A 24360-nucleotide genomic window follows, 5' to 3' on the forward strand; every position below is an offset into this window, starting at 1 on the left:
GCGAAACCCCTCGCCTTGGCCGGAGTGTAACAGCGCAACGGCCCGATGCGATAGCCCGTGTCGTCCTGGTCCGTGGCGATGGACCAGGCGGGCCGGCCTCCGCTCAGGCCGGCCCGCCACCACCGCCCTCAGGCCGGGGCGGCGGCGGCCTGAAGCGGGCGGGCCTGCGCCCATGCTTCAGGATCGGCATCGAAGATGCTGATCGCATCCTCGACTACCCCGGTTTCCTCGACATAGCGACGCCACAGCGCCAGCAGCTCCTCCAGCCGCGCGGGATAGGCGCGGGCGAGATCGTCCGTCTCGCCGGGATCGATGGCGAGATCGTAGAGTTGCCAGCGCGACCGCCCGTCGGCGCCGGGCACATAGACGGCCTTCCAATGATCCTTGCGGATCGCGCGGCGGCCGAACAATTCCCAGCCGGTGCTGGTGCCCGGTGGATGGATGCGATCGGCGCCGGCATGGAGCCATCCGGCGAAGGACCGGCCCCGCACCGGCGCGATCGGCCGGCCCTGATAGTTTTCCCCCGGATGGGCGACGCCGGCCAGGTCGAGGAAGGTGGGGGCCACATCCATCACGGTCGCGAATTCGCCGGAGACCTCGCCGGCGCGGGCGGCGGTGGGATAATGGATGAAGGCCGGCACGCGGATGCCGCCTTCGGTGGTATAGGCCTTGGTGAGCCGTGACGGCGCCGTCGCCGCCTGCGCCCAGCGCGGGCCATACCAGATGTAGGAGCCGGGCTTGCCGGCATTGGCGAGGCTGTTGTCGCAATGCTCCCGGATCAGCCGGCTGAATAGCGGCCCGATGATCGGCATTGCCTCGACGATCGCGCCTTCCGCGCCATTGTCGGACAGGAACAGGATCACCGTATTGTCGAACCGGCCGTTGCGCTTCAGCCAATCGACCACGCGGCCGACATTCTGGTCGATCCGGTCGACCATGGCGGCGTAGACCTCCATGGCCCGCGCGGAATCCGCCCGCTCGGCGTCGCTCAGCGCATCCCATTCGGGCGCCTCCGTCACCACCGGATGGGGAACGACATCCTCGGCGATCAGCCCCAGATCCTTCAGCCGATCGAGCCGGCGCGCGCGCAGCGCATCGGGGCCGTCATCATAGCGGCCGCGATATTTGGCGATTTCCGCGTCCGGCGCCTGAAGCGGCCAATGCGGCGCGGAAAAGGGCAGATAGGCGAAGAAGGGCCGTTCGTCCCCGCGGCCTTCCTCGAGGAAATCGAGCAGGCGCGTGGTGAAATGATCGGAGGAATAGAAGCCCTCGGGCAGTTCGGTGACGAAGGTCTCGTCCTCGATATAGATCGGCCCCCGCACCACCGCGCGATCGAGCGGGCTGCCGCCGAAATGATCCGCCCCGCCCGGCAGCAGGGCGAAGGAGCGTTCGAAGCCGCGGGCCGCCGGCACCGTCGCCGGCGTATCGCCCAGATGCCACTTGCCTGACATCAGCGTGCGATAGCCGGCGTCGCGCAGCAGCTCCACGAAGGTGACGACGCGATCGTTGAGATAGCCTTCATACCCCGGCGGCCGATCGAAATCGGGGCGGACGACTTCCACCATCGATCCCAGCCCGGCGATATGATGGTCGGTTCCCGTCAGCAGCATGGCCCGCGTCGGCGAACAGGCGGGGGCGGAGTGGAAATCGGTGAAGCGCACGCCGGCATGGGCCAGCGCGTCCAGATAGGGCGTCTCGATCTCGGACCCGAAGGCGCCGATATCGGAAAAGCCCATGTCATCGACCAGGATCACCAGGAAGTTGGGCCGATCGGCGCCGTTCTTCGCAGCCATGTCATTCCTTTCGGGAAGAAGCCGGGCGCCCGGCCGCATGGTGCGGGCGCCCGGCGGATGCTTGCCTATTCCGCCGCCTGCAGCAACGGCTCCGGCTTCAGGAGGCGGCTTTCCTTGCCGTCGATGCCCACCGGCACGGTGCCGGCGATGGTCGCGCGGCGGAGGTGGCGGCGTTGCAAGCCAAAATCGGCGATCGCGCGGTGCTGGGTGGCGCGATTGTCCCAGATCGCCACGTCGCCCGCCCGCCAGCGCCAGCGCACGGTGTTTTCGGGCTTCACGACATGATCCTGGAGCACCGCGAGCAGGCGCTGCGAATCCGCGCCGTTCAGCCCCACGAACTGCTTGACGAAATGGCCGAGCAGCAGGGACCGTTCGCCCGATTCCGGGTGGACGCGCACCACCGGATGTTCGGTTTCGTAGACGGTGGAGGCGAAGACGGCGCGATGCTGCTCCAGCTTGTCCTGCGGCAGGTTGGCGAAGTGGCCGGCATAGTCATAGAGGTTGGTGTGGACCGCCTTCAGATTGTCGACGAGGAGCCTGAGCGGCTCGGGCAGCTCCTCATAGGCGGTCACGGTATTCGCCCAGAGCGTGTCGCCGCCGGCCTCGGGGATGACGATGGCGCGCAGGATCGAGGCTTCGGGATAGGCCGGCACGAAGGTGACGTCCGTATGCCAGCTCGACGCGGCATAGCCTTCGCGGGAATCGAGCTCGAGCAGGAAGCGCGATCCTTCGGCGACGGGCACGGTGGGGTGGGCCACCGGCTCGCCCAGCTTTTCGGCAAAGGCTTCCTGCCGGGCATCGTCCAGCTCATGCTGGTCGCGGAAGAAGATCACCTTGTGGCGGACGAGTGCCGCGCGGATCGCGGCGATCGTGGCGTCGTCCAGATCGCCCGAAAGCGCGATGCCGCGTATCTCGGCGCCGATGCGGCCAGCGACGGGCACGATATCGAGCGGGCTTTCGGCCTCGCGGGCGTTGACGAAGCGTTGCTGGATGGCAGTCATGGCACGTCTCCTTGCGAACGAGGGGGTCAGCGGGACAGGGGTTGGGCAGCGGGGCCGACGGGGCGGTCGCCGATGATGGTCACGCGCTCCATGTGGCGCGGCTCGTTATAATCGGGCACGGCGTAATGCTGGGTGGCGCGGTTGTCCCAGAAGGCGATCGAATTGGGCCGCCAGCTCCATCGCACCTGGAATTCCGGCCGCTTGAACTGGTTGAACAGCAGGGCCAGCAGCCGATCGCTCTCTTCCGCGTCCAGGCCCTTGATCCGGCGGGTGAAGACCGAATTGACGTAGAGCACCTTCTCGCCGGTTTCGGGGTGGATGCGCACCACCGGATGCTCGACCTCGGGATATTGGGCGCGCAGCGCCTCCTTCTTCTCCTCGGTATCGAGGAACTGGATGAAAATGCTGGGATCGTGGATCGCGGTCAGCCCGTCGATCCGTTCGCGCACCGCCTCGTCCAGGCTTTCATAAGCGGCGACCGCGTTGGCGAACACGGTGTCGCCGCCCAGCGAGGGCGATACCAGAGCGCGCAGGATCGAGGCGGCGGACGGCTCCGGCCGGAAGGTGGTGTCCGCATGCCAGTTGCTGTCCGGCGAGGCGCGATATTTGCCGACGAAATTCTGCGAGACCAGCGGCAGGATCTGCGGATAATCGGGGTGCGCGAAGACGGGGTGGACCTCCAGCTCGCCGAATGCGGCGCCGAAGGCGATCTGCTGTTCGCGGCTGATATCCTGATCGCGGAAGAAGAGGACGCGATAGCGGAGCAGCGCGGCCCGGAGCGCGCCGAGGCGGTGATCGTCCAGCGGCCGGGACAGATCGATATTGCCGATCTCCGCGCCCAGGCTGGGCTGGAGGGGGCGGATGTCGAACAGGCTTTCGGCTTCCTCGAGATTCACGGTCTGAAGCGTCATGATGATGTCTCCCAAAGATCAGTCGTTGAGGGCGGCCGGCGCGGCGTCGCGCTGGTCGAGGGATTTGCGGATTTCGGCATGGGCGGCGGCATCGAGCGGGAAGCCGTGAACCAGGGCAGCCGATACGAGGTGGGCGATCGCCGGGCCGAGCGCGAAGACGAGGAGCAGGCCGCGCAGCGCTTCGGGCGTGTTCTCGGCCGATGTCGGATCGAAGCCGAGCCAGGCGACCAGCGGCAGCGCCACGCCGACGGCGGCGGCCATCGCCGCCTTCATCGATATGCTGAAGACCGAGAAGAACAGGGCGGTGCGATCCTCGCCGGTATCGAGCCGGTGCTGATCCGCCACGTCCGCCACCATCGACCGCAGCATCAGATTGCCCGATCCCTGCGCGAAGCCCTGCGCGACGGTGAGCGCGATCAGCAGGCCGAGCTGGCCCGGCACCACCAGCAGCAGGCCGAGATTGATGGCGACCTGCACCAGCTCGCCCAGCACGGCGGTGCGGTGCTTGCCGAGGCGATAGCCGATCCGCATCCAGATCGGCCCGGCGGTGATGCCGAACACGAACTGGAGGAGGAACAGGCCGCTCGCCCAGTGGGGCAGGCCCATATAGCTGCTGACGAAGAAGACGAAGAGCGTGCCGCGGATGTTCTGTCCCAGCGTGACCGCGAAATCGGAGGCGAGGATGCGCATCAGCAGCGGGTTTCCGCCCACCAGTCGCACCGTCTGCCCGAAAGGCAGGCGTGGCACGTCCCGCGCGGGCAATGGCGGCTCTGGAAAGGCGCGCAGCGTGAGGATCAGCGACGGCACCAGCGTGATCAGCAGCAGCCCGCCCATCACGCCGAGCTTGAGGGGGCCGTCGCCCGGCCGGATCTGATCGACGATCGTGGGCAGCACCAGCACGAGCAGCAGCGACGCCGATCCCACCACCACCTGATAGGTCGCGATCCGTGTCCGTTCGTTATAATCCCCGGAAATCTCGCCCGACCAGGCGAGGAAGGGGATCTGGATCATCGACCAGCCGAGATAGAAGGCGAACAGCACCAGGCCCAGATAGAGCGGGGTGACGCCGGCAAGCGGGAAGAAGAGCAGCAGGCCGGAAAGGCCGAACAGGATGCCGCCCGCCGCGATCCAGCTTCGCCGCCGGCCGAAACGGCTGCGCGTGCGATCGCTGAGGCTACCGATGATCGGATCGGCGATGGCGCCCCATATCTTCTCGATCAGGAAGATGGTGCCCAGCACCGCCAGCGGCACGCCATAATGCTGGGCGAAGATCGCCGGCAGATAGACGTTGAGCGGCATCTGCGCGGCGGTGACGGGCAAGGCGATGGCCGAGAAGGCGAGCAGCCGGCCGGCCGGCAATCGTGATGCGGGCGGCGGGGCGGTTGCCCTGTCTTCCCAGGCGGCATTGAGCACCGTGGCCATGGCCGGCCTCCCTAGAGCTTGGTGATGAGCGTGACGCCGAAGGTGCGCGGATCGCCGACCAGCCCGGTGACGAGGCCGGTGTTGGATGGCGTCAGCGTCTGGAAATAATTCTTGTCGAAGAGGTTGCGCAGCCACAGCGCCAGATCCCAGCGCTGGTCCTCCCGCCGGATGCCGACGCGGAGGTTGGCGATGCCGTAGCCGTCCACCTTCGAATAACGGGAATTGCTGACGGCGGTGAAGAAGCCGGACCGATGCGCATAATCGATATGGCCGTAAAGCTGGAACGCGCCGATCGGCTGGGCCGCGTCCGCGCCCAGCGAATAGCTGAACTTGGGCACGCCGGCGAGCCGTTCGCCCGAAAGATCGACCACCGTCAGCCCGCTTTCCACCGGGGCCGGCGCGTTCGGATAGTTGCGATAGGTGGCGTCGGTATAGGCGGCGGACGCGTTGAAGCTGATGAGGTCGGTAGGCGCGAAGGCGGCATCCGCCTCGAACCCGCGGGTGCGGACCTTGCCGACATTGGCGATATACTGATCGAATATCGCGGCATTGGGCCGCTGGGTGAGGATGGCCGACTGATAATTGGAAACGTCGGTCCAGAAGGCCGCGACGTTCAGCGTGGCGCGGCGATCGAGGAACTGGCTCTTGATGCCGATTTCGTAGCTGTCGACCTTCTCCGGCTTCACCGTGGCGGGCACGCCGGGGGGCAGGGCGGTGAGATTGAGGCCGCCCGATTTGTTGCCGCGCGAATAGCTGGCATAGCCGAGCACGTCGGCCGCGAACCTGTAGGAGACGTTGATCGTGCCCGACAGGCTGTCGTCGCGCCGCTTCGCGGTGAAATCCAGATCGGGGTTGAAGTTGTTGCGGATGGCCTGGGCGGCGCCGGCCAGCTGATCCGGCAGGGTGGAAAGGTCCACGCCCTCCGTCTGGGTCTGCGTGTAGCGGCCGTCCTTGTCCTCATGGGTGAAGCGCAGGCCGGCGGTGACGCTGAGCTTTTCGCTGGCATGCCAGGTGCCCTGCGCGAAGGCGGCATAGCTCTTGATGCTGGGCGTCGATGTCGATCGGGCGATGAAGCCGTTGAGGGCCGCCTGCGACACCACGGGCGGCACGGCGGCTGCGGGCAGGAACCAGTCCGGCGCGGCCGATCCGTAGCCGGTGGCGCCATAGCCGTTCACCGTCTGGTCGAAATAATAGAGGCCGGCCACATAATCGATCACGTTGGTGCCGGTGGAGGCGATCCGCAGCTCCTGGCTGAACTGGCGCTGGCGATTGGCCTGTTCGGCCAGGGTGATGATCGGCAGGCCGATCGAATCCCCGTCATTGGCGGGGTTCCATATCCAGCGGCGCCAGGCGGTGATCGAGGTGAGGGCGACGGGGCCGAGATCCCAGTCGATCTGGCCCGACACGCCATAGGATTTCATGTTCGCCTGATAATGGCCGTCCGCATCCGTCTTGCGGGCGAAGGGATCGATCGGCAGCGGCGTGTAGCCGGCGCGGGCGGCGCGCTGGCGGAAGCTGTTGGCGATCGGTGCGCCATTATCGAACGTATCGAACAGGGCGGTCACAACGCCGATGCAGCAATTGAGCCGCTGGCGCGCGAAATCGCCGATCAGGCGGATCGCCAGCGTGTCGGTGGGCTTGGCCAGCAATTGCCCCCGCACGGAGAAATTATCGTAATCCTGCGCCTTGCTGCCCATCGTGACATTGTCGATGAAGCCGTCGCGATGCGTGTCGGCGATGCTGATGCGGGCGGCGAGCTTGTCGGCGATCAGCGGGGCGGAGGCCGATCCGCGCACCTGGTGGTAGCCATGGTCGCCCAGCGTCGCCTCGCCGGAAAATTCGGGATCGAAGCTGGGCGCGCGGCTGCTGATGCTGATCGCGCCGGCGGTGGTGTTCTTGCCGAACAGCGTGCCCTGCGGCCCGCGCAGCACCTCGATCCGTTCGAGATCGACCAGATCGAACTGCGACAGGCCGACGCGGCCGTAATAGACCTGATCGACATAGACGCCGACGCCGTTTTCCAGCCCGTCGCTGGTGAAGGCGATATTGCTGCCGAGGCCGCGTATGTTGATGTTGGTGTTGCGCGGGTTGAAGCTGAACACCTGCAGGCTGGGCACGAGCTGCTGCACCTGCCCCAGCGTATAGGCGCCCGATCGCTCCAGCGTTTCCGCGCCGACGACATTGAGGGCGATCGGCACGTCCTGCGCGCGTTCCTCCCGCCGGCGGGCGGTGACGAGGATTTCGGCGCCGATCGCATCCTGTGCCGCTTCGGCGGCGGCTTCCGGCGCTTCGGCCGGCGTTTCCAGCGCAGCCGCCCCGGCCGGCGACGCAACACCCGTGGCAAGCGCGGCAACGGCGGTTGATGCGACCAGGCTGTTTCTTATCAAGCTGTTGTAAAAAGACATGAATATTCGTCCCCCGCGGCGGCGGCCGGACAGCCGTCACCGTTTCGCGCGGACGGGTGGCCCGCGCGACCGATACATGTGATCTGTTCGTTCGATCGCCTGTTCAGGCGGTCGGATCGGGTAGGTGCCGTCGCATAGAATCTCCTCGCATTCGCGGGATCACGACGTCCGGTGAGCGGGCCGAACCTTCGTGCGCTTTAGCCTTTGGTAACGCGGAGCAAGCTGCTTCCCATCAAAAGCCGCGGGCCGTGGAAGGGGCGGAACCCGCCGGCGCTGGCCAGACGCCGGACACCGGCAACCTGGATGCCGGCTTCACCCGACGATTAGTCTATCAATTAAGTAGGGAATCCAATAAAGTTTTGGTTGGGCACCCTGAAGCGGCGCGACTAGGGCGATTGGCCCGGCATCGCCGCCCCCCCCCCTCGGCGCCGATTTCCGTTAAATCGCCAATCCCTTAAATTATCTGTCGTTATCCGGCGGGCCACGCCATCATGGCGGCATGATCCGTGACGTCGTGATTCTCGGGGCCGGCTTTTCCGGCACGCTCCAGGCCATCAATCTCCTCCGCCATGGCGGGCCGCGCGCAACGCTGGTCGAGCGAAGCGCCCGGCTGGGCCGCGGCGTCGCTTACAGCGCGGCGCATCCCAGCCACCTGTTGAACGTCCGCGCCGCGAACATGAGCGCGCTGCCCGACGATCCGGGGCATTTCGTGCGCTGGCTCCAGGAACGCGGGAAGGGGGACGGCGCGAGCTTCGTGCCGCGCATCACCTATGGCGCCTATCTGGCCGAACTGCTGGACGAGGCGGTGGCCGCCGCGCCCGATCGCCTGCGCATCGTGCGCGGCGACGCGATCGATATCGAGCCCGGCGATGCTGGCGATGGCTATGCGGTGCTGCTGGCGGGCGGCGGGCGCATCCACGCCGATGCCGTGGTGCTCGCGGTCGGCAACCTGCCGCCGCATGCGCCGCCCGGCCTCGATCCGGCCGCGATCGAGCGGGATCATTATGCCGAGGACCCATGGGCGGGCGACATCGCCAACGGGCTGACGGACGGGGATCTGGTGCTGATGATCGGCACCGGCCTCACCATGGTCGATGCGGCGCTGCTGCTGGAGGAGCGCGGCTTCCGTGGCCGCATCCTCGCGCTTTCGCGGCGTGGGCTGGTGCCGCGCGCCCACGCGCCGGGGCCGCCCGTCTCCACCCAGCTTGGCGAGCGTCCGCCGATCGCGGCGACGGCGCTGCTCCGCGAGGTGCGGGCGCGGGCCGATGCGATCGGCTGGCGCGCGGCGGTGGACGAGTTGCGCCCCTACAGCCAGGGCATGTGGCTGGCGGCCGATGCCGATACCCGCGCGCGCTTCCTGCGGCACCTGCGGCCCTGGTGGGATGTGCACCGCCATCGGCTGGCGCCCGAGGTCGCGGCGCGGCTGGAGGGGATGCGCGCTTCCGGCCGGCTGGATTTCGTCGCTGGCCGCACGCTGGCCTTCCGGGATGGCGCGGCGGGCGTAGAGGTGGACTGGCGGCCGCGCGGGGCAAAAGCCATCGAAACGCTGCTGGCGCGGCGCGTGGTCAATTGCAGCGGGCCGCTGATCGATCTCGATCGCACGGAGGAGCCGCTGCTGGCCAACCTGCGGGCGCGGGGCGTCATCCGTCCCGATCCCAGCCATATCGGGCTGGATGTCGATCCGCAGGCGCGGGTCATCGGCCGATCGGGCCGGGCCGATCCCCGGCTGTTCGCGTTGGGACCGCTGACGCGGGGCGCTTTCTGGGAAGTGGTGGCGGTGCCCGATATCCGCGTCCAGACATGGAACCTCGCGCGGCGCCTTTCCAACGCGCACTGGATCGGCGGCGAGGGGCTGTAGGGCGGAGGCTCCGGGGGATCAGTCTGACCCGGACGGATGCGAAAGCATCTGCCCCGGTCAAGCTACGAGATCGGCTGGCTTCAGCCCGGCAGGCCCGCGGCGCGGCGATCGAGCAGCGCATCCAGCATGGTTTGCCCGCCCTCTTCCTGTTCGAAGCGGGTCCAGCCGCCCGATCCCAGCCGTTCGAGCGGCTGGAAGCGGACCTTATATTGCATGCGCGGCGAATCCTTCACCCAATAGCCCAGATAGACATAGGGCAGGCCGGCTTCGGCCGCGCGCTGGATATGATCGAGGATGATGAAGGTGCCGAGACCGGGCCGATCCGCCGATTCCGCCTCGTAGAAGCTGTAGATCATCGACAGGCCATCGGCCTGGTGATCGCTGAGGCACGCGCCGACCAGCCGGCCGGCGGGATCGCGATATTCGACGACATAGGTGCTGACCGGCGTCTGCTCCACCATGTCGGCGAAATCGAGCTCGTCCATCTCCGCCATGCCGCCGCCGGGATGGCGCGCGGCCAGGTAGCGGCGGAGGAGATCGAACTGCTCCTCCGTCGTCCAGGGCTTGCAGGCGGTGACGCTGAGATCGGCGTTGCGGCGCATCAGCTTGCGCTGGCTGGCATTGGGGCGGAATTCGGCGGCGACCACGCGCACCGACACGCAGGCGGCGCAATCCGTGCAGCTTGGCCGGTAGGCGACGTTCTGGCTGCGGCGGAAGCCGATCCGGCCCAGCGCGTCATTCAGTTCCGCCGCGTGCGGGCCGGAAAGCTCGGTGAACACCTTGCGCTCGGTCTTGCCCGGCAGATACGGGCACGGGGATGGCGTGGTGACGAAAAAGCGCGGGAAACGGAATGGAGCGCTCACGGCCTGCCCTGATCCCCCGGGGCTGTTCCACCATGGAAAGCCCGTCGCCACGAATATGCTATCAGCCCGGAAATATGAAAAGCCCGTTCACCATGAAAAGAGGGTTAAGGGCCGCATCCGAACGAATGAGCCGCTTGACCATCAGGCAAGTTCGACGGGTGTGACCTCATATCCGCCGGCGCGCAGCGCGGTCACGAGTCGTTCCAGATGCGCCTTGTCGCGGGTCTCGCACTCGATATCGGTGATCAGCCCCTTGGCCGGCAGCGTGGTGAACACGCGCTGGTGATAGACCTCGATGATGTTCACCTGCTGCTCGTCGAAGATGCGGGCGACATGGAACAGCGCGCCGGGCCGGTCCTGCAGGCGGATGCGCAGGCGCGCGAGGCGGCCGTCGCGGGCAAGATCGCGCAGCAGCACGTTGGCGAGCAGGCGGGTATCGATATTGCCGCCGCACAGCACCACGCCCACCGTGCGCCCGGCGAAGCGTTCGCGATGGGCGAGCAGCGCGGCGAGGCCGGCAGCGCCCGCGCCTTCGGCCACCGTCTTTTCGATCTGGAGGAGGAGGGACACGGCCTTCTCAAGATCGCGCTCCGTCACCAGCACCAGGTCGTCCACGATCTCGCGGATGATGGCGGAGGTGATCGCGCCCGGTTCCTTCACGGCGATGCCTTCGGCCAGCGTATCGCCGCCGATCGGCAGATCGGTGCCGTTGATGCGGTTGTACATGGACGGGAAAAGCTCCGCCTGCACGCCCACCACCTCGATCGGCCGGTCCTGCGCCTTGGCGACGATAGCCGAGCCCGAGATCAGGCCGCCGCCGCCGATCGGCACCGCCAGCGTATCGATTTCCGGCGCGTCCTCCAGCATCTCCAGCGCCACCGTGCCCTGGCCGGCGATGATCGCCGGATCGTCGAACGGATGGACGAAGGTGAGGCCGCGATCCTTGGCGACCACCAGCGCATGGGCATAGGCATCGTCGAAGCGTTCGCCGGTGAGGATCACCGTCGCGCCATGGCCCTCGGTCTGCGACACCTTCACCGTCGGCGTCGACTTGGGCATGACGATGGTGACGGGGATGCCCAGCCGCGCGCCATGATAAGCGAGGCCCTGCGCGTGGTTGCCGGCCGATGCCGCGATCACGCCGCGCGCGCGGGCGGTTTCGTCCAGCTGGAGCAGCTTGTTGAGCGCGCCGCGTTCCTTGTAGGCGGCGGTGAACTGGAGGTTCTCGAACTTCAGGTAGACCTTCGCCCCGGTCATGGCGGACAGCGTCTTGCTCAGCAGCGTCGGCGTGCGGACGATGCTGTCCCCAATGCGCATGTGCGCCGCCCGGACATCGGCGATGGATACGGGAAGGGCGGTCGGGGTGGTCGCTGCGGTAGCCATGATGGTCCGGGGCTCTAGCCCATCTGGCGGATCGGCGAAACCATGGTTATGCCGTCGCCATGGCAAGCATAGCTTTTATCGGCCTGGGCGTGATGGGCCGCGCCATCGCGCGTCACCTGCTTCGCGCCGGGCATGACGTGACCGTCTATAACCGCACCGCCAGCAAGGCGGAGGCGTGGGTCGAGGCGCATGGCGGGCGGGCGGCGCCCACCGCCGCCGCGGCAGCCGAGGGGGCGGACGCGGTGTTCACCTGCGTCGGCGCCGATCCCGATCTGGAGGCGGTGACGCTGCGGGCCGACGGCTGCTTCCGCACGATGAAGCCGGGCGCCGTCTTCGTCGATCACACCACGGCATCGGCACGGATCGCGCGGCAGCTTGCGGTGGAGGGCAAGGATCGTGGCCTGCTGGTGGTCGATGCCCCGGTCTCTGGCGGGCAGGCGGGCGCCGAGGAAGGGCGGCTTTCGATCATGTGCGGCGGATCGGCCAAGGCGGTGGCGGCCGCGACGCCGCTGATGCAGGCTTATTCGGCCCGGATCGTCCATGTCGGCGGCGCAGGCGCGGGGCAGCAGACCAAGATGGTGAACCAGATATGCATCGCCGGCACGATGCAGGCGATCGCCGAGGGGCTGCGCTTCGCCCAGGCGGCCGAGCTGGATCTGGAAAAGGTGTTCGAGGCGGTCTCCGCCGGTGCTGCATCGAGCTGGTATTTCGTCAATCGCTGGAAAAGCATGGCGGCAGAGGAATTCGACGAGGGATTTGCGGTGGACTGGATGCGCAAGGATCTGGGGCTGGCGCTGGAGGAAGCGCGGGCGAACGGCGCGACGCTGCCGTCCGCCGCGCTGATCGACCAATTCTATGCCGAGGTGCAGGCGATGGGCGGTGGCCGGCAGGATCTTTCCGCGCTGGTCCGGCGGATCCGGCGATGAAGGCTGTCCTCGCGCGGCCGCTGGCCGCGATTGCGTTGCTGCTCGCCACGCCGGCTTTTGCGGACGCATTGATCGACAATGTGAACGGCTACACCATCGGCAAGGGGGGCGAGGTCGAACGCTTCACCGGCCTGCTGATCGATGGCGAGGGCAAGGTCGTCCGCACGCTGGGCCATAAGGACAAGCGGCCCGAGAAGCTCGATTTCCGCATGGACGGGCAGGGCCGCACGCTGGTTCCCGGCCTGATCGACGCGCATGGCCATGTGATGGGGCTGGGCTTCAACGCCCTCCAGCTCGATCTTTCGGAAACCCGATCGCTGGCCGAGGCGCAGGATAAATTGCGCCAGTGGGTGCGCGACAATCCCGGCCAGCGCTGGGTGATCGGGCGCGGCTGGAACCAGGAGCGCTGGGGGCTGGGCCGTTTCCCCACCGCCGCCGACATCGATGCCGCCGTGGCGGACAAGCCGGTGTGGCTGATCCGCATCGACGGCCATGCCGGCGTCGCCAACAGCGCCGCGCTGGCGCTGGCCGGGATCGACGGCAAGACGCAGGCGCCGGCCGGCGGCCGGATCGAGATGGCGGGTGGGCGGCCGACCGGCCTGTTCGTCGATGCCGCGACCGCGCTGATGGAGCGCGCCGTGCCGCCGCCCCAGCCGCTCGAACGCGATCTCGCCTTCGCCAGGGCGCAGCAGATATTGATCGAGGACGGCATCACCGCCGTCGCCGACATGGGCACCACGGCGGACGACTGGGCGGTGATGCGCCGCGCGGGCGACCTCGGCCGGCTGCGCGTGCGGATCATATCCTATGCGCACGGCATCGAGCCGCTGGTCGCCATCGCCGGCACGGGTCCGACGCCCTGGCTCTATGGCGGCCGGCTGCGGATGGTGGGGGTGAAGCTTTATGAGGACGGCGCGCTGGGATCGCGCGGGGCCTGGCTGAAGGCCGATTATGCCGATGCCCCCGGCCAGCGCGGCCTGATGCTGCTCAACGACGCCAAGCTCAAGAATCTGGGCAGCCGCGCGGCGATGGACAATTTCCAGGTCGCCATCCACGCCATCGGCGATGCCGCCAACGCGCAGGCGCTGGATGCGATCGAGGAGCTTTCGGACACCTATAAGGGCGATCGCCGCTGGCGGATCGAGCATGCCCAGATCGTCGATCCCGCCGATCTGCCGCGCTTCGGCAGGCATGGCATCATCGCCTCGATGCAGCCCGTGCACCAGACATCGGACCGGCTGATGGCGGAGGCGCGGCTGGGGCCGGCGCGGCTGGCGGGGGCCTACGCCTGGGCTTCGATGCGCAAGGCGGGCGCGACCCTGGCCTTCGGATCGGATTTCCCGGTGGAAAGCCCCGATCCCTTCGCCGGCCTCGCCGCCGCGACCAGCCGGGAGGACGCCGCCGGTCAGCCGCCGGGCGGCTGGATTCCGGAGCAGAAATTGTCGCCGGCCGAAGCCCTGGCCGCCTTCACCCGCGACGCCGCTTATGCCGGCTTCGCCGAGGACCGGATCGGCAGCCTGGAACCCGGCCGCTATGCCGATTTCCTGCTGCTCGACCGCGACATATTGGCCGCCACCCCGGCGGAAATCCGCGCGACCCGGGTTCTGGAAACCTGGATCGGCGGCAAGCGAATCTGGGTGCGGAAGTAGCGATCCGGCTGCGCCTGCCCGGTATAACGGACTGAGGAAAATCGCGATGAAAGGGGCGCCGGCTATCAGCGGGTCGAGAGGAAAGGGCGGTAGCCACGCTTGCCGTCCGCATCGGCCGGGCGCGACGCCGGTGCTGCGCGGGGGAGCCAGATGAACTTCGTCCAGTGGCTGAACTCGCTCGATGAACTCCTCTACGAGTTGATGAGCTGGTTCGTATTTTTCCCGGTGACGCTGTGGAAAGTGCTGCGCCACCCCCTTGCGATGATGCGCTATGCCGAGGATCAGCTGAAGCTGGATGACGATCGCCAGTATCGCGGCACCGTCAGTCCGCCCATCATGCTGGTCCTGACGATCGTCGCCGAGCAGGCGATCGGACTCGCAGAGGACGGCACCAACCCGATCGTGAAAAGCCAGCATGGTCTGGCTTCCCTCGTCAATGACAATACCACGCTCCTCCTCCTGCATCTCGTTCTATTCGGGACGTTTGCCTTGGTGCTGGCTACGGGGAAGGTTTATCGAAGCAGCGTCGACCTGGACCGCGACACGCTGAAGCCGGCCTTTTATGCGCAATGCTATGCCATCTCGCCCTTCGCGCTGCTGGTCAGCCTCGGCGTGAGCGGGGCGATGCATAGCCATGGCGCGGTTCAGCTTGGCGGACTGACCGCAATCGTCGCAGCGTTTCTGTTTTATGGCATCGTCCAGGTGCGCTGGTTCAGCCGGGAACTGAATCAGTCTCTCATCCGCTCCTTCGTCGATGCGTCGGTCGGGATGGTCGCAAGCATCGTTGTCGCCCTTTTTATCGGACGTCTTTTTGTATGATGTCCGATACTGGCGAATATGTCAGTTATTTCATCATGAGGATTTAGCTGCGGATGAAGACCAACGGCCGTTCGTCTTGGTCTTCCCGACTTCGCGTCCCGTGCGTGGCGCCCCAATATCATTTGGACGTGCTCGAAATTTGATATCTGCTGGCCTTAGCAAGACTGCGGTCAGCCAATCGGCTGCGCTTCCGGGAACGTCCATGATCCATCGAGAATGACGGAACGGGGACGATAGAGCCGGACCATATAGTTCCAGCCCGGGACAATCGGTATGCAATTGGCGACGCCTCCGTCGCAGCCGCCGAACTGTATGGTGATCGATCCGTCGGCGTCCTTCTTCGCGGTGACGCTGTTATAAGAATAGATGCCGGCCTCGTTTTTCGGAATGTAACCTGTCTCGTCGTAGACCGTCACCGACCAGAAAGCGTCGACCGGCACATCCTTCACCCTGAGGCGGTGCACGGTTTTGCCGTCGTTCAATTTCGGCGTGATGTTGAGATAGGTTGCATCTTCCGGTGGATTGGCACCCCATCCCATCGCGCCGCCAACCAGGCGCTGGATGGGATCGACCTTCCCGCGCTTGCCAAAGCCCTTGCTGGTATCGGGCATCGTCCGCGCCAGCGCGAGCAGCGCCTCGCGCACCTTGCCCTGGCTTTCGTGATCCCAGTCGGGGATTTCGAACGCGCCCGGCCCGCCGGGCTGATCGAGGCGGATCGCATCCTGCAGTGCGTGCACCACGGCAAGGTCGTCGGGGTCTGCCGGATCGACCAGCGTGCGCACGCCGATCAGCACGTAGCGCGTTCCGATCTCCTCGCGGGTCAGCGTGTGCGGCTGGGTGTCGTAATATACCGCCGGCACATACTGGTCCTCGTCGATGATCTGCAGCGACATGAAGCGGCCCCCGCTGTCCGGCAGCGTGATCGTCGCTGGTCCGGCATCGAGATCGAGCAGCACCGCGGAATAGAGGGTGTCGCGATTGAGCCGGATGATGGTTTGGTTATCGACCGAGGCCACATCCCGATGATGCTCGAATTTGCCGAATCCCTCTTCCTTGAGCGCGATCGCCGAAAAATAGAGGTCGGATTCCGCCCGCAGGAAATTTTCCGGCGTGACGGTGATCGAACCGCCGCCGGTCCCAGGCTGCTGCAAGCTGGGCGTCTCGTTCATCGCGCGTCTCCTCGTTCAGCCGGCCTTCTCGAGATCGGGCAACACCCAACTCTTGTCAGAGAAGAACTTTTCGGGGTCGCAGGTGCGGAACGGCACCTCAAACCCGCGAGCGCCGCCGGCGCCGGGCGGCCATATTCGACGAGCGGATAGCCCCGGAGGAAAGCGTGGACCCCGATGGCATGCGCACGTTCTTTTGGGGCCGATGCCGAAGGGGGCGTTGCGATGGAGAGGCCGGTTGCGGGCATCGCTCTGCTCCTGGAAACGAGAGCGAGCCTATTCAGCGGAAGGACGCGAATCTATCGGTAATAACCCTACCGACCTTCGGGTATCGGACGTCGCGTCCGGCCATTCCTGGGTATATGACCAGATGAGGTGAATGGCTCCCGTTCACGGCGCCGGCGTGCCGTGTGTCAAGCTTCACGGGAGCCTGTCCGACCCGGCCCCGGAGCGCATATCGATGGGAGACTGCCCGGAGCCGCGCGTCGACAGCCACCGGATCGGTGGTCGCGGGGAAACGCTCGACCTTGGGGGGGGGCGGCACATCCGTCAGCGGTTGGGCCGGGTCGCGCTTGTTCGCGCTATCGCCAGACAGGATTTTGGAGGCCCGAGCCGGAATCGAACCGGCGTGCAAGGATTTGCAGTCCTCTGCGTAACCACTCCGCCATCGGGCCTCGACTGCGGAAATCCGCCGTTTTTGCGGAGCCGGCTTGGTAGAGTTCGCAGCCCGATCCGTCAAGTTCGCAGATTCACGATTTGTCCATCGCCTCCATTTTTGCGATCGCGGCCCTCGCCCGCAGCCGTTGGGGCGCATATATCAGCGCCATCTTGAACGTCTGGTGTCCGAGCACAGTCTCGATTTCGGCAATGGTGCAGCCTGCTTCTTCCATGTCGGCTGCGCGAGGGGATGGCCGGGGGTGGTGTGGAGGCGCGTCAGTCCTCGCCCTCGCCGCGATATTTCAGCTCGAGGAAGCGGCCCTGCGTGGCGAGGCGGTGGAGATCGCCGGAGGCGAGTTGCTCGGTCATGCGGGCAAGCTCGCTGTCCACGACCTCCAGCCCTTCGACAAGCTGGCGATCGGGCGATTTGCCGTTGCGTTCGTCGCGCCGGAGCGACGGCGGGACCCGCTGATAGCCGGAGACGAGCTCGGGCAGCTCCTCGCCGAGCAGCTTGCGGATTTCGACCGCGGCGGGCTGGGCCGGATCGAGGGTGGCGAGCTGGGGGGCGAGCGCCTCCAGCCGCACGCCGATGCCGTCGGCAAGGCGCTGGGCGGGGGCGGGGAGCGCGGGGCGCTGGCGTTCCAGCCATTGCTCGGTCTGGAGCGGCAGTGCCTTGATATCGGCCTGGACCAGCTTTTCGGGCGTGGGCTCCGTGCCCGCGGGCCACATCAGGATGGCGAAGGCGAGGATCGCCATGACGATGAGGGTGAGGAACACGCCGCCTATGCCCAGCGGGGCCACGAAGGTGCCGAAGATGCCGGCGGCGAGCGCGGCCGCGAGGATCGCGGCGATGGCGAGCTTCACCCGGCGCCAGAAGGCGGCCCAGCGCCGCTGGCGCGCGCGCTGGCGCATCCGCCGCCCTTCCGGCGAGACGCGACGCAGCAGGGCTTCGGCCTGTTCGAGGACGCGGGTGGAATCCGCCATCAGCGATCGACCGGCGTGAAGGGATCGGCCGGGCCGCCGGCCGTGATCCGCGCCTGCGCCGCGCCTTCGGCACGGGCGATATAGCCGCGCGACTTTTCGACCTCGTCGGTCAGGGTGGTCACCGTCTGCTTCATCGACGACAGGGCTTCCAGCTTGAATTTATCGATGCTGTCCATCGTATCATAGATGTTCTGGAAAGCGCGCTTCAGCGTTTCGAGCGGGATGGTGGAGGAAGCCGCCTGCTTGTGGATCTCCCCGGTCTGGGTGCGCAGCAGCTCGCCCGTGGAATCGATCATGTTGGCGGTGGTGGTGTTGAGCGCGGTGATCTGCTGCAGCACCAGCTTCTGGTTGGTGAGCGCCTGGGCGACCGTGACGGCGGTGCGCAGCGCCGCGACCGTGGTGGTGGACGCGCGATCGACGCCCTTCACCAGCTCCACATTGTTCTTCTTGACGAGATCGAGCGCGAGATAGCCCTGCACCGTCACCGCCATCTGGGTGAGGAGATCGGTGGAGCGCTGGCGCACATAGAAGAGCGCGGTTTCGCGGATCGCCTTGGACTTGGCCGGATCGGTCGCCTCCAGCTCCATCGCCTTGGCTTCGAGCTGGGCGTCGAGCGCCTTGGAGACGTGGATCATCTGTTCCAGCCGGCCCATCGCCGCCCACAGATTCTGCCGTTCGACATCGATGGCGGCATTGTCCTTCAGCAGCTCGTCCTTGCCGCCGGCCAGCCTCGCCAGGATCGACGAGATGTGGCTCTGCGCCGACTTGTAGCCGTCGAAATAGTCGCGCATCTTGTTGCCGAACGGGAGGATGCCGAACAGCTTCTTGGGCGCGAGCAGGTTGCCCTGCCTGCCGGGATCGAGATCCTCGATGGTGCGGCGAAGCTCCGCCAGGTCGGTGCCGACGCCGGTATCCTTGTCCATCGCGCGCACGGGGCGATCGAGGAAGCGGTTGGACTGGCCGGCGGCCTCGGCGATCTCGCGCCGGCCCATGTTGGAGATCTGATCGACCTTCATGCCGAATTCGGGGCTGTTCGCGTCGAGCGCGGCCAGCTCGTCCACGAACGCCTCGGCCTTGGCATCGAGCTGGGTGCGCTGCTCGTCGCGCAGGGGGACGAGCCCGGCGGCCTTTTCCGGCGCGACGATCTTCACCGGTTCCGGCGCCTTCAGCACCAGATCGGTTTCGGTTTCCGTCGCGTCCGTCGCCATGCAGGTCCTCCCAACCCTTTGAAGGCATCCAAGATGGAGGGGAAAGCCGCGCGGTTCAAGCGCCGGGGCGGGCGGCCGGGGCGTTCGTCGAACCGCTTGGACAATTTGTCAGATTTCGGGTATTTCAAAGCAGCCTATGAACGGGGGCCATGATGGCTGAAGGCGAAACGGCATTAATCCTGGCGCGCGCGCAGTTCGCGTTCACCGTTTCATTCCACTTCATCTTCCCGGCCTTTTCGATCGGCCTTGCGAGTTACCTCGCGGTGCTGGAGGGGCTGTGGCTGAAGACGGGCAAGGATCATTATCTCGACCTGTTCCGTTACTGGATGAAGATATTCGCCGTCGCCTTCGCGATGGGCGTGGTTTCCGGCATCGTCATGTCCTACCAGTTCGGCACCAACTGGTCGGTCTTTTCCGACAAGGCCGGTCCGGTGATCGGGCCGCTGATGGCCTATGAGGTGCTGACCGCCTTCTTCCTGGAGGCGGGGTTCCTGGGCGTGATGCTGTTCGGGATGAAGAAGGTGGGGCGCGGGCTGCACTTCACCGCGACCTGCGCGGTGGCGCTGGGCACCTTCATCTCCGCCTTCTGGATCCTTTCGGTCAACAGCTGGATGCAGACGCCGACCGGCCACACGCTGAACGATGTGGGGCAGTTCGTGCCGGCGGCGGGCTGGGCCGACATCATCTTCAACCCGAGCTTCCCCTATCGCCTGGTCCATACGGTGATCGCCGCCTATCTGACGACCGCGCTGGCCGTGGGCGGGGTGGGCGCGTGGCACCTGCTGCGCGGCGATCGCGGGCCGCAGGTGCGGACGATGTTCTCCATGGCGATGTGGATGGCGGCGCTGGTGGCGCCGATCCAGATCTTCGCCGGCGACCTGCACGGCCTCAACACGCTGGAGCACCAGCCCGTGAAGGTGATGGCGATGGAAGGCCATTATCAAAGCCACCCGGGCGGCGCGCCGCTGATCCTGTTCGGCATACCGGACAGCAAGGCCGAGACCGTGCATGCCGCGATCGAGATTCCCAAGCTCTCCTCGCTGATCCTGAAGCATGATCTGGATGCGCCGCTGGCCGGCCTCGATACCGTGGCCAAGGCGGATCGGCCGCCGGTCGGGATCATATTCTGGTCGTTCCGCATCATGGTGGGCATCGGCTTCCTGATGCTGGCGCTGGGCCTGTGGAGCCTGCTGGGGCGGGTGACGGGGCGGCTTTACGAATGGCGTTGGCTGCACCGCTTCGCGCTGGTGATGGGGCCGTCGGGCTTCGTGGCGGTGATCGCCGGATGGGTGACGACCGAGGTGGGGCGCCAGCCCTGGGTGATACAGGGGCTGCTGCGCACGTCCGACGCGGTTTCGCCGCTCGCCTCGCCGGCGGTGGGCGCATCGCTGGTGGCGTTCGTGATCGTCTACTTCACCTGCTTCACGGTGGGCACGCTCTATATCCTGAAGCTGGCGGGCAAGGCACCGGGGCCGCGCGAGGGCGCGCCGGAACGCGCGCCCATTCGCAGCGCCGGGATCACGCCCGCGCAGGCCGTGCAGGAGGGCGAATGATGGACCTCACCGTCATCTGGGCGGCGATCATCGCCATCGCGGTTGCCGCTTATGTACTGATGGACGGGTTCGACCTCGGCATCGGCATCCTGTTCCCGAAGTTCCGGGTGGGGCGGGAGCGCGATACCGCGATGAACGCCATCGCGCCGGTGTGGGATGGCAACGAGACCTGGCTGGTGATGGGCGGCGGCGGCCTGCTGGCGGCCTTCCCGCTGGCTTATTCGATCGTGCTGCCGGCGCTCTATGCCCCATTGATCGCGATGCTGCTGGCGCTGGTGTTCCGGGGCGTGGCCTTCGAATTCCGCTGGCGCGATCCCAATCATCGCCGGTTCTGGGATTTCGCCTTCTTCGCGGGATCGCTGGTCGCGACCTTCGCGCAGGGCATCACGCTGGGCGCGCTGCTGCAGGGCATCGAGGTGCACGACCGCGCTTATTCCGGCGGGTGGTGGGACTGGCTGAGCGGGTTCAGCCTGCTGACGGGGGTGAGCCTGGTGATCGGCTATGCCCTGCTGGGCGCAGGCTGGCTGATCTGGAAGACGGAAGGGCCGTTGCAGGCGGACGCCCGCCGCTTCGCCCGGCCGCTGGTGCCTGCGCTGGTGGTGGCGATCGCCGCCGTCAGCCTCTCCACCCCTTTCCTCGAGATGCAATATTGGCAGCGCTGGTTCGTATGGCCGGGGCTGATCGTGGCGGTGCCGATGCCGCTGCTGATCGCCTTCGTCGCCTTCATGCTGTGGCGATCGATCGGCCGCGCCCCGGATTCGCACCCCTTCCTGTGGACGCTGGGGCTGTTCGCCCTTTCCATGGCGGGGCTGGCCATTTCGATCTGGCCGTGGGTGATACCGGGCCGGGTTTCGATCTGGGATGCCGCGGCACCGCATTCGAGCCAGGTGTTCATGCTGATCGGTGCCGGCGTGCTGATCCCGGTGATCCTGGCCTATACCGCCTGGGCCTATTGGGTGTTCCGCGGCAAGGTGGGCGATGACGGCTATCACGCGCATGGCGACCACTGAGCGCAAGCCGTCGCTCTGGCTGCGGCGGATCGGCTGGTTCGTCGCCATCTGGGCGATGAGCGTCCTCGCGATCGGCGCGGTGGCGTGGCTGCTGCGGATGGCAATCAAGGGATAAAGGCCGATCCGGCGGCGTTCCAACGCACGGGAAAATGCTCTACGCCCGTGTCCCATGAATGCGACGGGGGACGATCTCGATATCATGCTGGCGACGGCCGCGGACTGGCTGGCAGCCGGGCATCGCGTGGCCATCGCCACCGTCGTCGAAACCTGGGGATCGGCGCCAAGGCGGCGCGGCAGCCATGCGATCATCCGCGACGACGGCCGCTTCGCCGGATCTGTGAGCGGCGGCTGCGTGGAGGGCGACGTGATCGTGGCCGCGCAGGAATTGCTGGCGACGGGCGGCGCGCGCCGGCTGGATTATGGCGTCGCGGACGAGACCGCCTGGGCGGTGGGGCTGGCCTGCGGTGGCCGCATTTCCGTGCTGGTGCAGACGATCGACGCGGACCATTTTCCGCCGGAACTGATCGCCCGTATCCGCGATGCGCGGGCGCGGGGCAAGACGGTTGCGGTCGCGACCGGCCTCGACGACGGGCGCAGCGTGGAGGGAGAGGGCCGGGACGGCGACTTCGTGGCGCGCTACGCGCCGCCCCTGCGGCTGATGATCGTCGGCGCCGTGCATATCGCCCGCGCGCTGGTGCCGATGGCGCGGATGATCGGATATGCGCCGCTGCTGGTCGATCCGCGCGGCAGCTTCGCCGCATCCTTCGGGGTGGAGGGGATCGTTCCCGACGAACGCTGGCCGGACGAGGCCATGGCCGAATGGCGGCCGGATGCGGCGAGCGCGGTGGTGACGCTGACGCACGATCCCAAGATCGACGATCCCGCGCTGGCGGCGGCAATGGAATCGCCGGCCTTCTACATCGCGGCGCTGGGATCGCGGCGGACGCACGCCGCGCGGCTGGAGCGGCTGGCGGCAAAGGGATTCGGCGAAGAGGCGCTGGCGCGGATCGCCGGGCCGGCGGGGCTGGACATCGGTGCGGCCGACCCGCCGGAAATCGCGCTTTCGATCCTGGCGCAGGCCACCGCCCGGCTGCGTGGCCGGGAATGAGGTTCGGCCCGGTTCCGACTGGCGAGGCGCTGGGCGCGCTGCTGGGCCATGGCCGCATGATCGGCGGCCGGCGCCTGCCCAAGGGCCGCAGCCTTTCGCCCGACGATATTGCGCTGGCGGAGCGCGAAGGCGTTACCGAGCTGGTGGTGGCGCAACTCGACCCCGGCGATGTCGGTGAGGACGAGGCGGCCGTGGCGATTGCCGCCGCGCTGGCGGGGGCGGGTGTGGAGGCATCCGTTCCCCGCCACGGCCGGGTGGACCTGATCGCCCTGCATGACGGGCTGTTCCATTGCGACGGGGCGGCGATCGACGCGGTGAATCTGGTGACGGAGGCGATCGGCCTCGGCACGCTGCACCCCTGCCGGCCGGTGCGTGCGGGCGATGCCGTCGCGACGATGAAGATCATCCCCTATGCGATCGGCGGGCAGGCGCTGGCGGCGGCGATCGCGGCGGCGAGGCGCGCCGATATCGGGGTGCGGCCCTTCGCCCTGCCGCCGACCGCGCTGATCCAGACGCGGCTGCCGGGCCAGCCCGACAAGATGTTCGCCGGCACCGCCGTCGCGACCCGGCAGCGCCTTGCCCGGTTGGGGGCGGCGCTGGCGGCGGAGCATATCTGCAACCATGACGAGGCCGCGCTTGCCCGGCGGCTGGGGGAACAGGAGGAGGCGATCGTGCTGGTGGCCGGCGCTTCCGCCACGGTGGACCGGCGCGACGTGATCCCTGCCGCCATCGTCGCGGCGGGCGGGGAGGTGGAGCGGCTCGGCATGCCGGTGGAGCCGGGCAACCTGCTGTGCCTCGGCAGGATCGGCGGGCGGATCGTGATCGGCCTGCCGGGCTGCGCGCGCAGCCCGCGCCGCAACGGCATCGATCTGGTGCTGGAGCGGATCGCGGTGGGGCTGCCGGTCGATGGCGGGGTGATCGCGCGGATGGGCGTGGGCGGCCTGATAGCGGACCAGATCCGCAGGGACGGCCCCTATGGGCAAGAGGCCTGGGAGCCGGAGGATTGAGCGCCAGCGCGGCGAAGGCGGGTGCGATCCTGCTCGCCGCCGGCTCCTCGCGGCGGATGGGGGCGAACAAGCTGACCGCCGATCTGGACGGGCGGCCGCTGATCCTTCACGTCGCCGAGGCCATCCGCGCGGCCGGCCTGCCGCCGCCGATCGTGGTGACGGGGCATGACCCGCAGGCGATCGAGCAAGCGCTGGCGGGCAGGGATTGCCGTTTCGTTCATGCCGCCGACCATGCGGAGGGGCTTTCGCGATCGCTGGCGGCGGGGATAGCCGCAGTGCCGGACGATTGGGGCGCGGCGATGATCTGCCTGGGCGACATGCCATCGATCCCGGCGGCCGTGCTGCGCAGCCTGGCGGACGAGGCGGGCAGGGAGCGGGTGATCGTGCCCGTGCATGGCGGGCGGCGCGGCAATCCGGTGATCTGGGGACGGAGCTACTTCCCCCGGCTGATGGCGATCCGGGGCGACAAGGGCGCGCGCGGGCTGATCGACGCGCTGGGCGATGCCGTGACCTTCATGGCCTGCGATACGCCCGCCGTCCTGATCGATGCCGATACGCCCGATGCGCTGGCGGCGCTGCGGGCGAATTTCGCCAAAGCGTCCTCAAGCGACAGGCGGCCATAAGCTCACCCCCTTGG

At 67.3% G+C, this 24360-nt stretch carries 21 protein-coding genes and 1 tRNA gene; 10 read left to right on the forward strand and 12 right to left on the reverse strand.

What is annotated here, in order from left to right; all coding sequences use genetic code 11:
- Positions 1–128 precede the first annotated feature (128 nt).
- From G432_RS16150 to G432_RS16170, 5 genes are all read right to left on the reverse strand, one after another.
- Positions 129–1793 (reverse strand): sulfatase-like hydrolase/transferase, encoded by a 1665-nt coding sequence (locus tag G432_RS16150; RefSeq protein WP_015459889.1) that lies wholly within the window; start codon positions 1791–1793, stop codon positions 129–131.
- Positions 1794–1858: 65 nt separating this feature from the next.
- Positions 1859–2794, reverse strand: a complete 936-nt coding sequence (locus G432_RS16155; RefSeq protein WP_015459890.1) for a TauD/TfdA dioxygenase family protein — start codon at positions 2792–2794, stop codon at positions 1859–1861.
- A gap of 26 nt (positions 2795–2820) precedes the next feature.
- A complete protein-coding gene (locus G432_RS16160; protein WP_015459891.1) occupies positions 2821–3705 on the reverse strand; it encodes a TauD/TfdA dioxygenase family protein in 885 nt (294 codons plus the stop codon).
- 18 nt (positions 3706–3723) lie between these two features.
- Complete coding sequence (locus tag G432_RS16165) at positions 3724–5127, reverse strand: MFS transporter (protein ID WP_015459892.1); 1404 nt, start codon at positions 5125–5127, stop codon at positions 3724–3726.
- A gap of 11 nt (positions 5128–5138) precedes the next feature.
- Complete coding sequence (locus G432_RS16170; RefSeq protein WP_015459893.1) at positions 5139–7532, reverse strand: TonB-dependent receptor; 2394 nt, start codon at positions 7530–7532, stop codon at positions 5139–5141.
- Positions 7533–8031: 499 nt separating this feature from the next.
- Here G432_RS16170 and G432_RS16175 point away from each other — a divergent pair, with 499 nt between their 5' ends.
- A complete protein-coding gene (locus G432_RS16175; RefSeq protein ID WP_015459894.1) occupies positions 8032–9390 on the forward strand; it encodes an FAD/NAD(P)-binding protein in 1359 nt (452 codons plus the stop codon).
- Between the two features lie 80 nt (positions 9391–9470).
- On the opposite strand, the gene G432_RS16180 is transcribed toward G432_RS16175, so the two are convergent.
- Both G432_RS16180 and G432_RS16185 read right to left on the reverse strand, forming a co-directional pair.
- Positions 9471–10253, reverse strand: coding sequence for an arginyltransferase (locus tag G432_RS16180; protein ID WP_015459895.1), 783 nt, complete (start codon positions 10251–10253; stop codon positions 9471–9473).
- 141 nt (positions 10254–10394) lie between these two features.
- Positions 10395–11636 carry a threonine ammonia-lyase gene (locus G432_RS16185; RefSeq protein ID WP_015459896.1) on the reverse strand — a complete coding sequence of 414 codons (1242 nt, stop codon included), beginning with the start codon at positions 11634–11636 and terminating at the stop codon, positions 10395–10397.
- Positions 11637–11659: 23 nt separating this feature from the next.
- Between G432_RS16185 and G432_RS16190 the strand changes: the two genes are divergently transcribed.
- The 3 genes from G432_RS16190 (at position 11660) to G432_RS16200 (ending at position 15030) form a co-directional block, all read left to right on the forward strand.
- Positions 11660–12562: an NAD(P)-dependent oxidoreductase gene (locus tag G432_RS16190; protein ID WP_269078709.1), complete on the forward strand. Its 903-nt coding sequence runs from the start codon at positions 11660–11662 to the stop codon at positions 12560–12562.
- The gene (locus G432_RS16195; protein ID WP_015459898.1) at positions 12559–14211 is read left to right on the forward strand and encodes an amidohydrolase; all 1653 of its coding nucleotides are present in this window, start codon (positions 12559–12561) and stop codon (positions 14209–14211) included. Before G432_RS16190 ends, G432_RS16195 begins: the two co-directional genes overlap by 4 nt.
- Positions 14212–14361: 150 nt before the next feature.
- Entirely contained in the window at positions 14362–15030 is a 669-nt protein-coding gene (locus G432_RS16200) for a hypothetical protein (RefSeq protein ID WP_015459899.1), read from the forward strand.
- A 170-nt stretch (positions 15031–15200) separates the two neighbouring features.
- Here G432_RS16200 and G432_RS16205 read toward each other — a convergent pair whose 3' ends face one another.
- From G432_RS16205 to G432_RS16220, 5 genes are all read right to left on the reverse strand, one after another.
- Complete coding sequence (locus G432_RS16205; RefSeq protein WP_015459900.1) at positions 15201–16199, reverse strand: DUF1254 domain-containing protein; 999 nt, start codon at positions 16197–16199, stop codon at positions 15201–15203.
- A 597-nt stretch (positions 16200–16796) separates the two neighbouring features.
- Positions 16797–16870: transfer RNA gene (locus G432_RS16210), tRNA-Cys, on the reverse strand.
- Between the two features lie 75 nt (positions 16871–16945).
- Entirely contained in the window at positions 16946–17086 is a 141-nt protein-coding gene (locus G432_RS23785; protein ID WP_170112613.1) for a hypothetical protein, read from the reverse strand.
- A gap of 43 nt (positions 17087–17129) precedes the next feature.
- Positions 17130–17837: a hypothetical protein gene (locus tag G432_RS16215; RefSeq protein ID WP_015459901.1), complete on the reverse strand. Its 708-nt coding sequence runs from the start codon at positions 17835–17837 to the stop codon at positions 17130–17132.
- On the reverse strand, positions 17837–19045 hold the full coding sequence (locus tag G432_RS16220) for a toxic anion resistance protein (RefSeq protein WP_015459902.1): 1209 nt from the start codon (positions 19043–19045) through the stop codon (positions 17837–17839). The genes G432_RS16215 and G432_RS16220 overlap by 1 nt, the downstream gene beginning before the upstream one ends.
- 149 nt (positions 19046–19194) lie before the next feature.
- Here G432_RS16220 and G432_RS16225 point away from each other — a divergent pair, with 149 nt between their 5' ends.
- The 6 genes from G432_RS16225 to G432_RS16245 are packed head-to-tail and all read left to right on the forward strand — an operon-like array spanning position 19195 to position 24346.
- Positions 19195–20598 carry a cytochrome ubiquinol oxidase subunit I gene (locus tag G432_RS16225; RefSeq protein WP_015459903.1) on the forward strand — a complete coding sequence of 468 codons (1404 nt, stop codon included), beginning with the start codon at positions 19195–19197 and terminating at the stop codon, positions 20596–20598.
- Positions 20595–21608, forward strand: coding sequence for a cytochrome d ubiquinol oxidase subunit II (gene cydB / locus G432_RS16230; RefSeq protein ID WP_041864962.1), 1014 nt, complete (start codon positions 20595–20597; stop codon positions 21606–21608). The genes G432_RS16225 and cydB overlap by 4 nt, the downstream gene beginning before the upstream one ends.
- Complete coding sequence (locus G432_RS22665; RefSeq protein WP_015459905.1) at positions 21595–21723, forward strand: DUF2474 domain-containing protein; 129 nt, start codon at positions 21595–21597, stop codon at positions 21721–21723. The genes cydB and G432_RS22665 overlap by 14 nt, the downstream gene beginning before the upstream one ends.
- Before the next feature lie 54 nt (positions 21724–21777).
- Positions 21778–22716, forward strand: coding sequence for an XdhC family protein (locus G432_RS16235; protein WP_015459906.1), 939 nt, complete (start codon positions 21778–21780; stop codon positions 22714–22716).
- Positions 22713–23723 (forward strand): putative molybdopterin biosynthesis enzyme, encoded by a 1011-nt coding sequence (locus G432_RS16240; RefSeq protein ID WP_015459907.1) that lies wholly within the window; start codon positions 22713–22715, stop codon positions 23721–23723. Before G432_RS16235 ends, G432_RS16240 begins: the two co-directional genes overlap by 4 nt.
- Positions 23720–24346 carry a nucleotidyltransferase family protein gene (locus G432_RS16245; RefSeq protein ID WP_015459908.1) on the forward strand — a complete coding sequence of 209 codons (627 nt, stop codon included), beginning with the start codon at positions 23720–23722 and terminating at the stop codon, positions 24344–24346. Before G432_RS16240 ends, G432_RS16245 begins: the two co-directional genes overlap by 4 nt.
- Positions 24347–24360 lie beyond the last annotated feature (14 nt).

The organism is Sphingomonas sp. MM-1 (genome assembly GCF_000347675.2).
GTDB lineage: Bacteria > Pseudomonadota > Alphaproteobacteria > Sphingomonadales > Sphingomonadaceae > Sphingomonas_E > Sphingomonas_E fennica.

Coding starts and splice junctions, on each gene's coding strand:
- G432_RS16150 (WP_015459889.1), bottom strand. CDS start 1,793: ATGGCTGCGAAGAACGGCGCCGATCGGCCCAACTTCCTGGTGATCCTG.
- G432_RS16155 (WP_015459890.1), bottom strand. CDS start 2,794: ATGACTGCCATCCAGCAACGCTTCGTCAACGCCCGCGAGGCCGAAAGC.
- G432_RS16160 (WP_015459891.1), bottom strand. CDS start 3,705: ATGACGCTTCAGACCGTGAATCTCGAGGAAGCCGAAAGCCTGTTCGAC.
- G432_RS16165 (WP_015459892.1), bottom strand. CDS start 5,127: ATGGCCACGGTGCTCAATGCCGCCTGGGAAGACAGGGCAACCGCCCCG.
- G432_RS16170 (WP_015459893.1), bottom strand. CDS start 7,532: ATGTCTTTTTACAACAGCTTGATAAGAAACAGCCTGGTCGCATCAACC.
- G432_RS16175 (WP_015459894.1), top strand. CDS start 8,032: ATGATCCGTGACGTCGTGATTCTCGGGGCCGGCTTTTCCGGCACGCTC.
- G432_RS16185 (WP_015459896.1), bottom strand. CDS start 11,636: ATGGCTACCGCAGCGACCACCCCGACCGCCCTTCCCGTATCCATCGCC.
- G432_RS16195 (WP_015459898.1), top strand. CDS start 12,559: ATGAAGGCTGTCCTCGCGCGGCCGCTGGCCGCGATTGCGTTGCTGCTC.
- G432_RS16200 (WP_015459899.1), top strand. CDS start 14,362: ATGAACTTCGTCCAGTGGCTGAACTCGCTCGATGAACTCCTCTACGAG.
- G432_RS16205 (WP_015459900.1), bottom strand. CDS start 16,199: ATGAACGAGACGCCCAGCTTGCAGCAGCCTGGGACCGGCGGCGGTTCG.
- G432_RS23785 (WP_170112613.1), bottom strand. CDS start 17,086: ATGGAAGAAGCAGGCTGCACCATTGCCGAAATCGAGACTGTGCTCGGA.
- G432_RS16215 (WP_015459901.1), bottom strand. CDS start 17,837: ATGGCGGATTCCACCCGCGTCCTCGAACAGGCCGAAGCCCTGCTGCGT.
- G432_RS16220 (WP_015459902.1), bottom strand. CDS start 19,045: ATGGCGACGGACGCGACGGAAACCGAAACCGATCTGGTGCTGAAGGCG.
- G432_RS16225 (WP_015459903.1), top strand. CDS start 19,195: ATGATGGCTGAAGGCGAAACGGCATTAATCCTGGCGCGCGCGCAGTTC.
- cydB (WP_041864962.1), top strand. CDS start 20,595: ATGATGGACCTCACCGTCATCTGGGCGGCGATCATCGCCATCGCGGTT.
- G432_RS22665 (WP_015459905.1), top strand. CDS start 21,595: ATGGCGACCACTGAGCGCAAGCCGTCGCTCTGGCTGCGGCGGATCGGC.
- G432_RS16235 (WP_015459906.1), top strand. CDS start 21,778: ATGAATGCGACGGGGGACGATCTCGATATCATGCTGGCGACGGCCGCG.
- G432_RS16240 (WP_015459907.1), top strand. CDS start 22,713: ATGAGGTTCGGCCCGGTTCCGACTGGCGAGGCGCTGGGCGCGCTGCTG.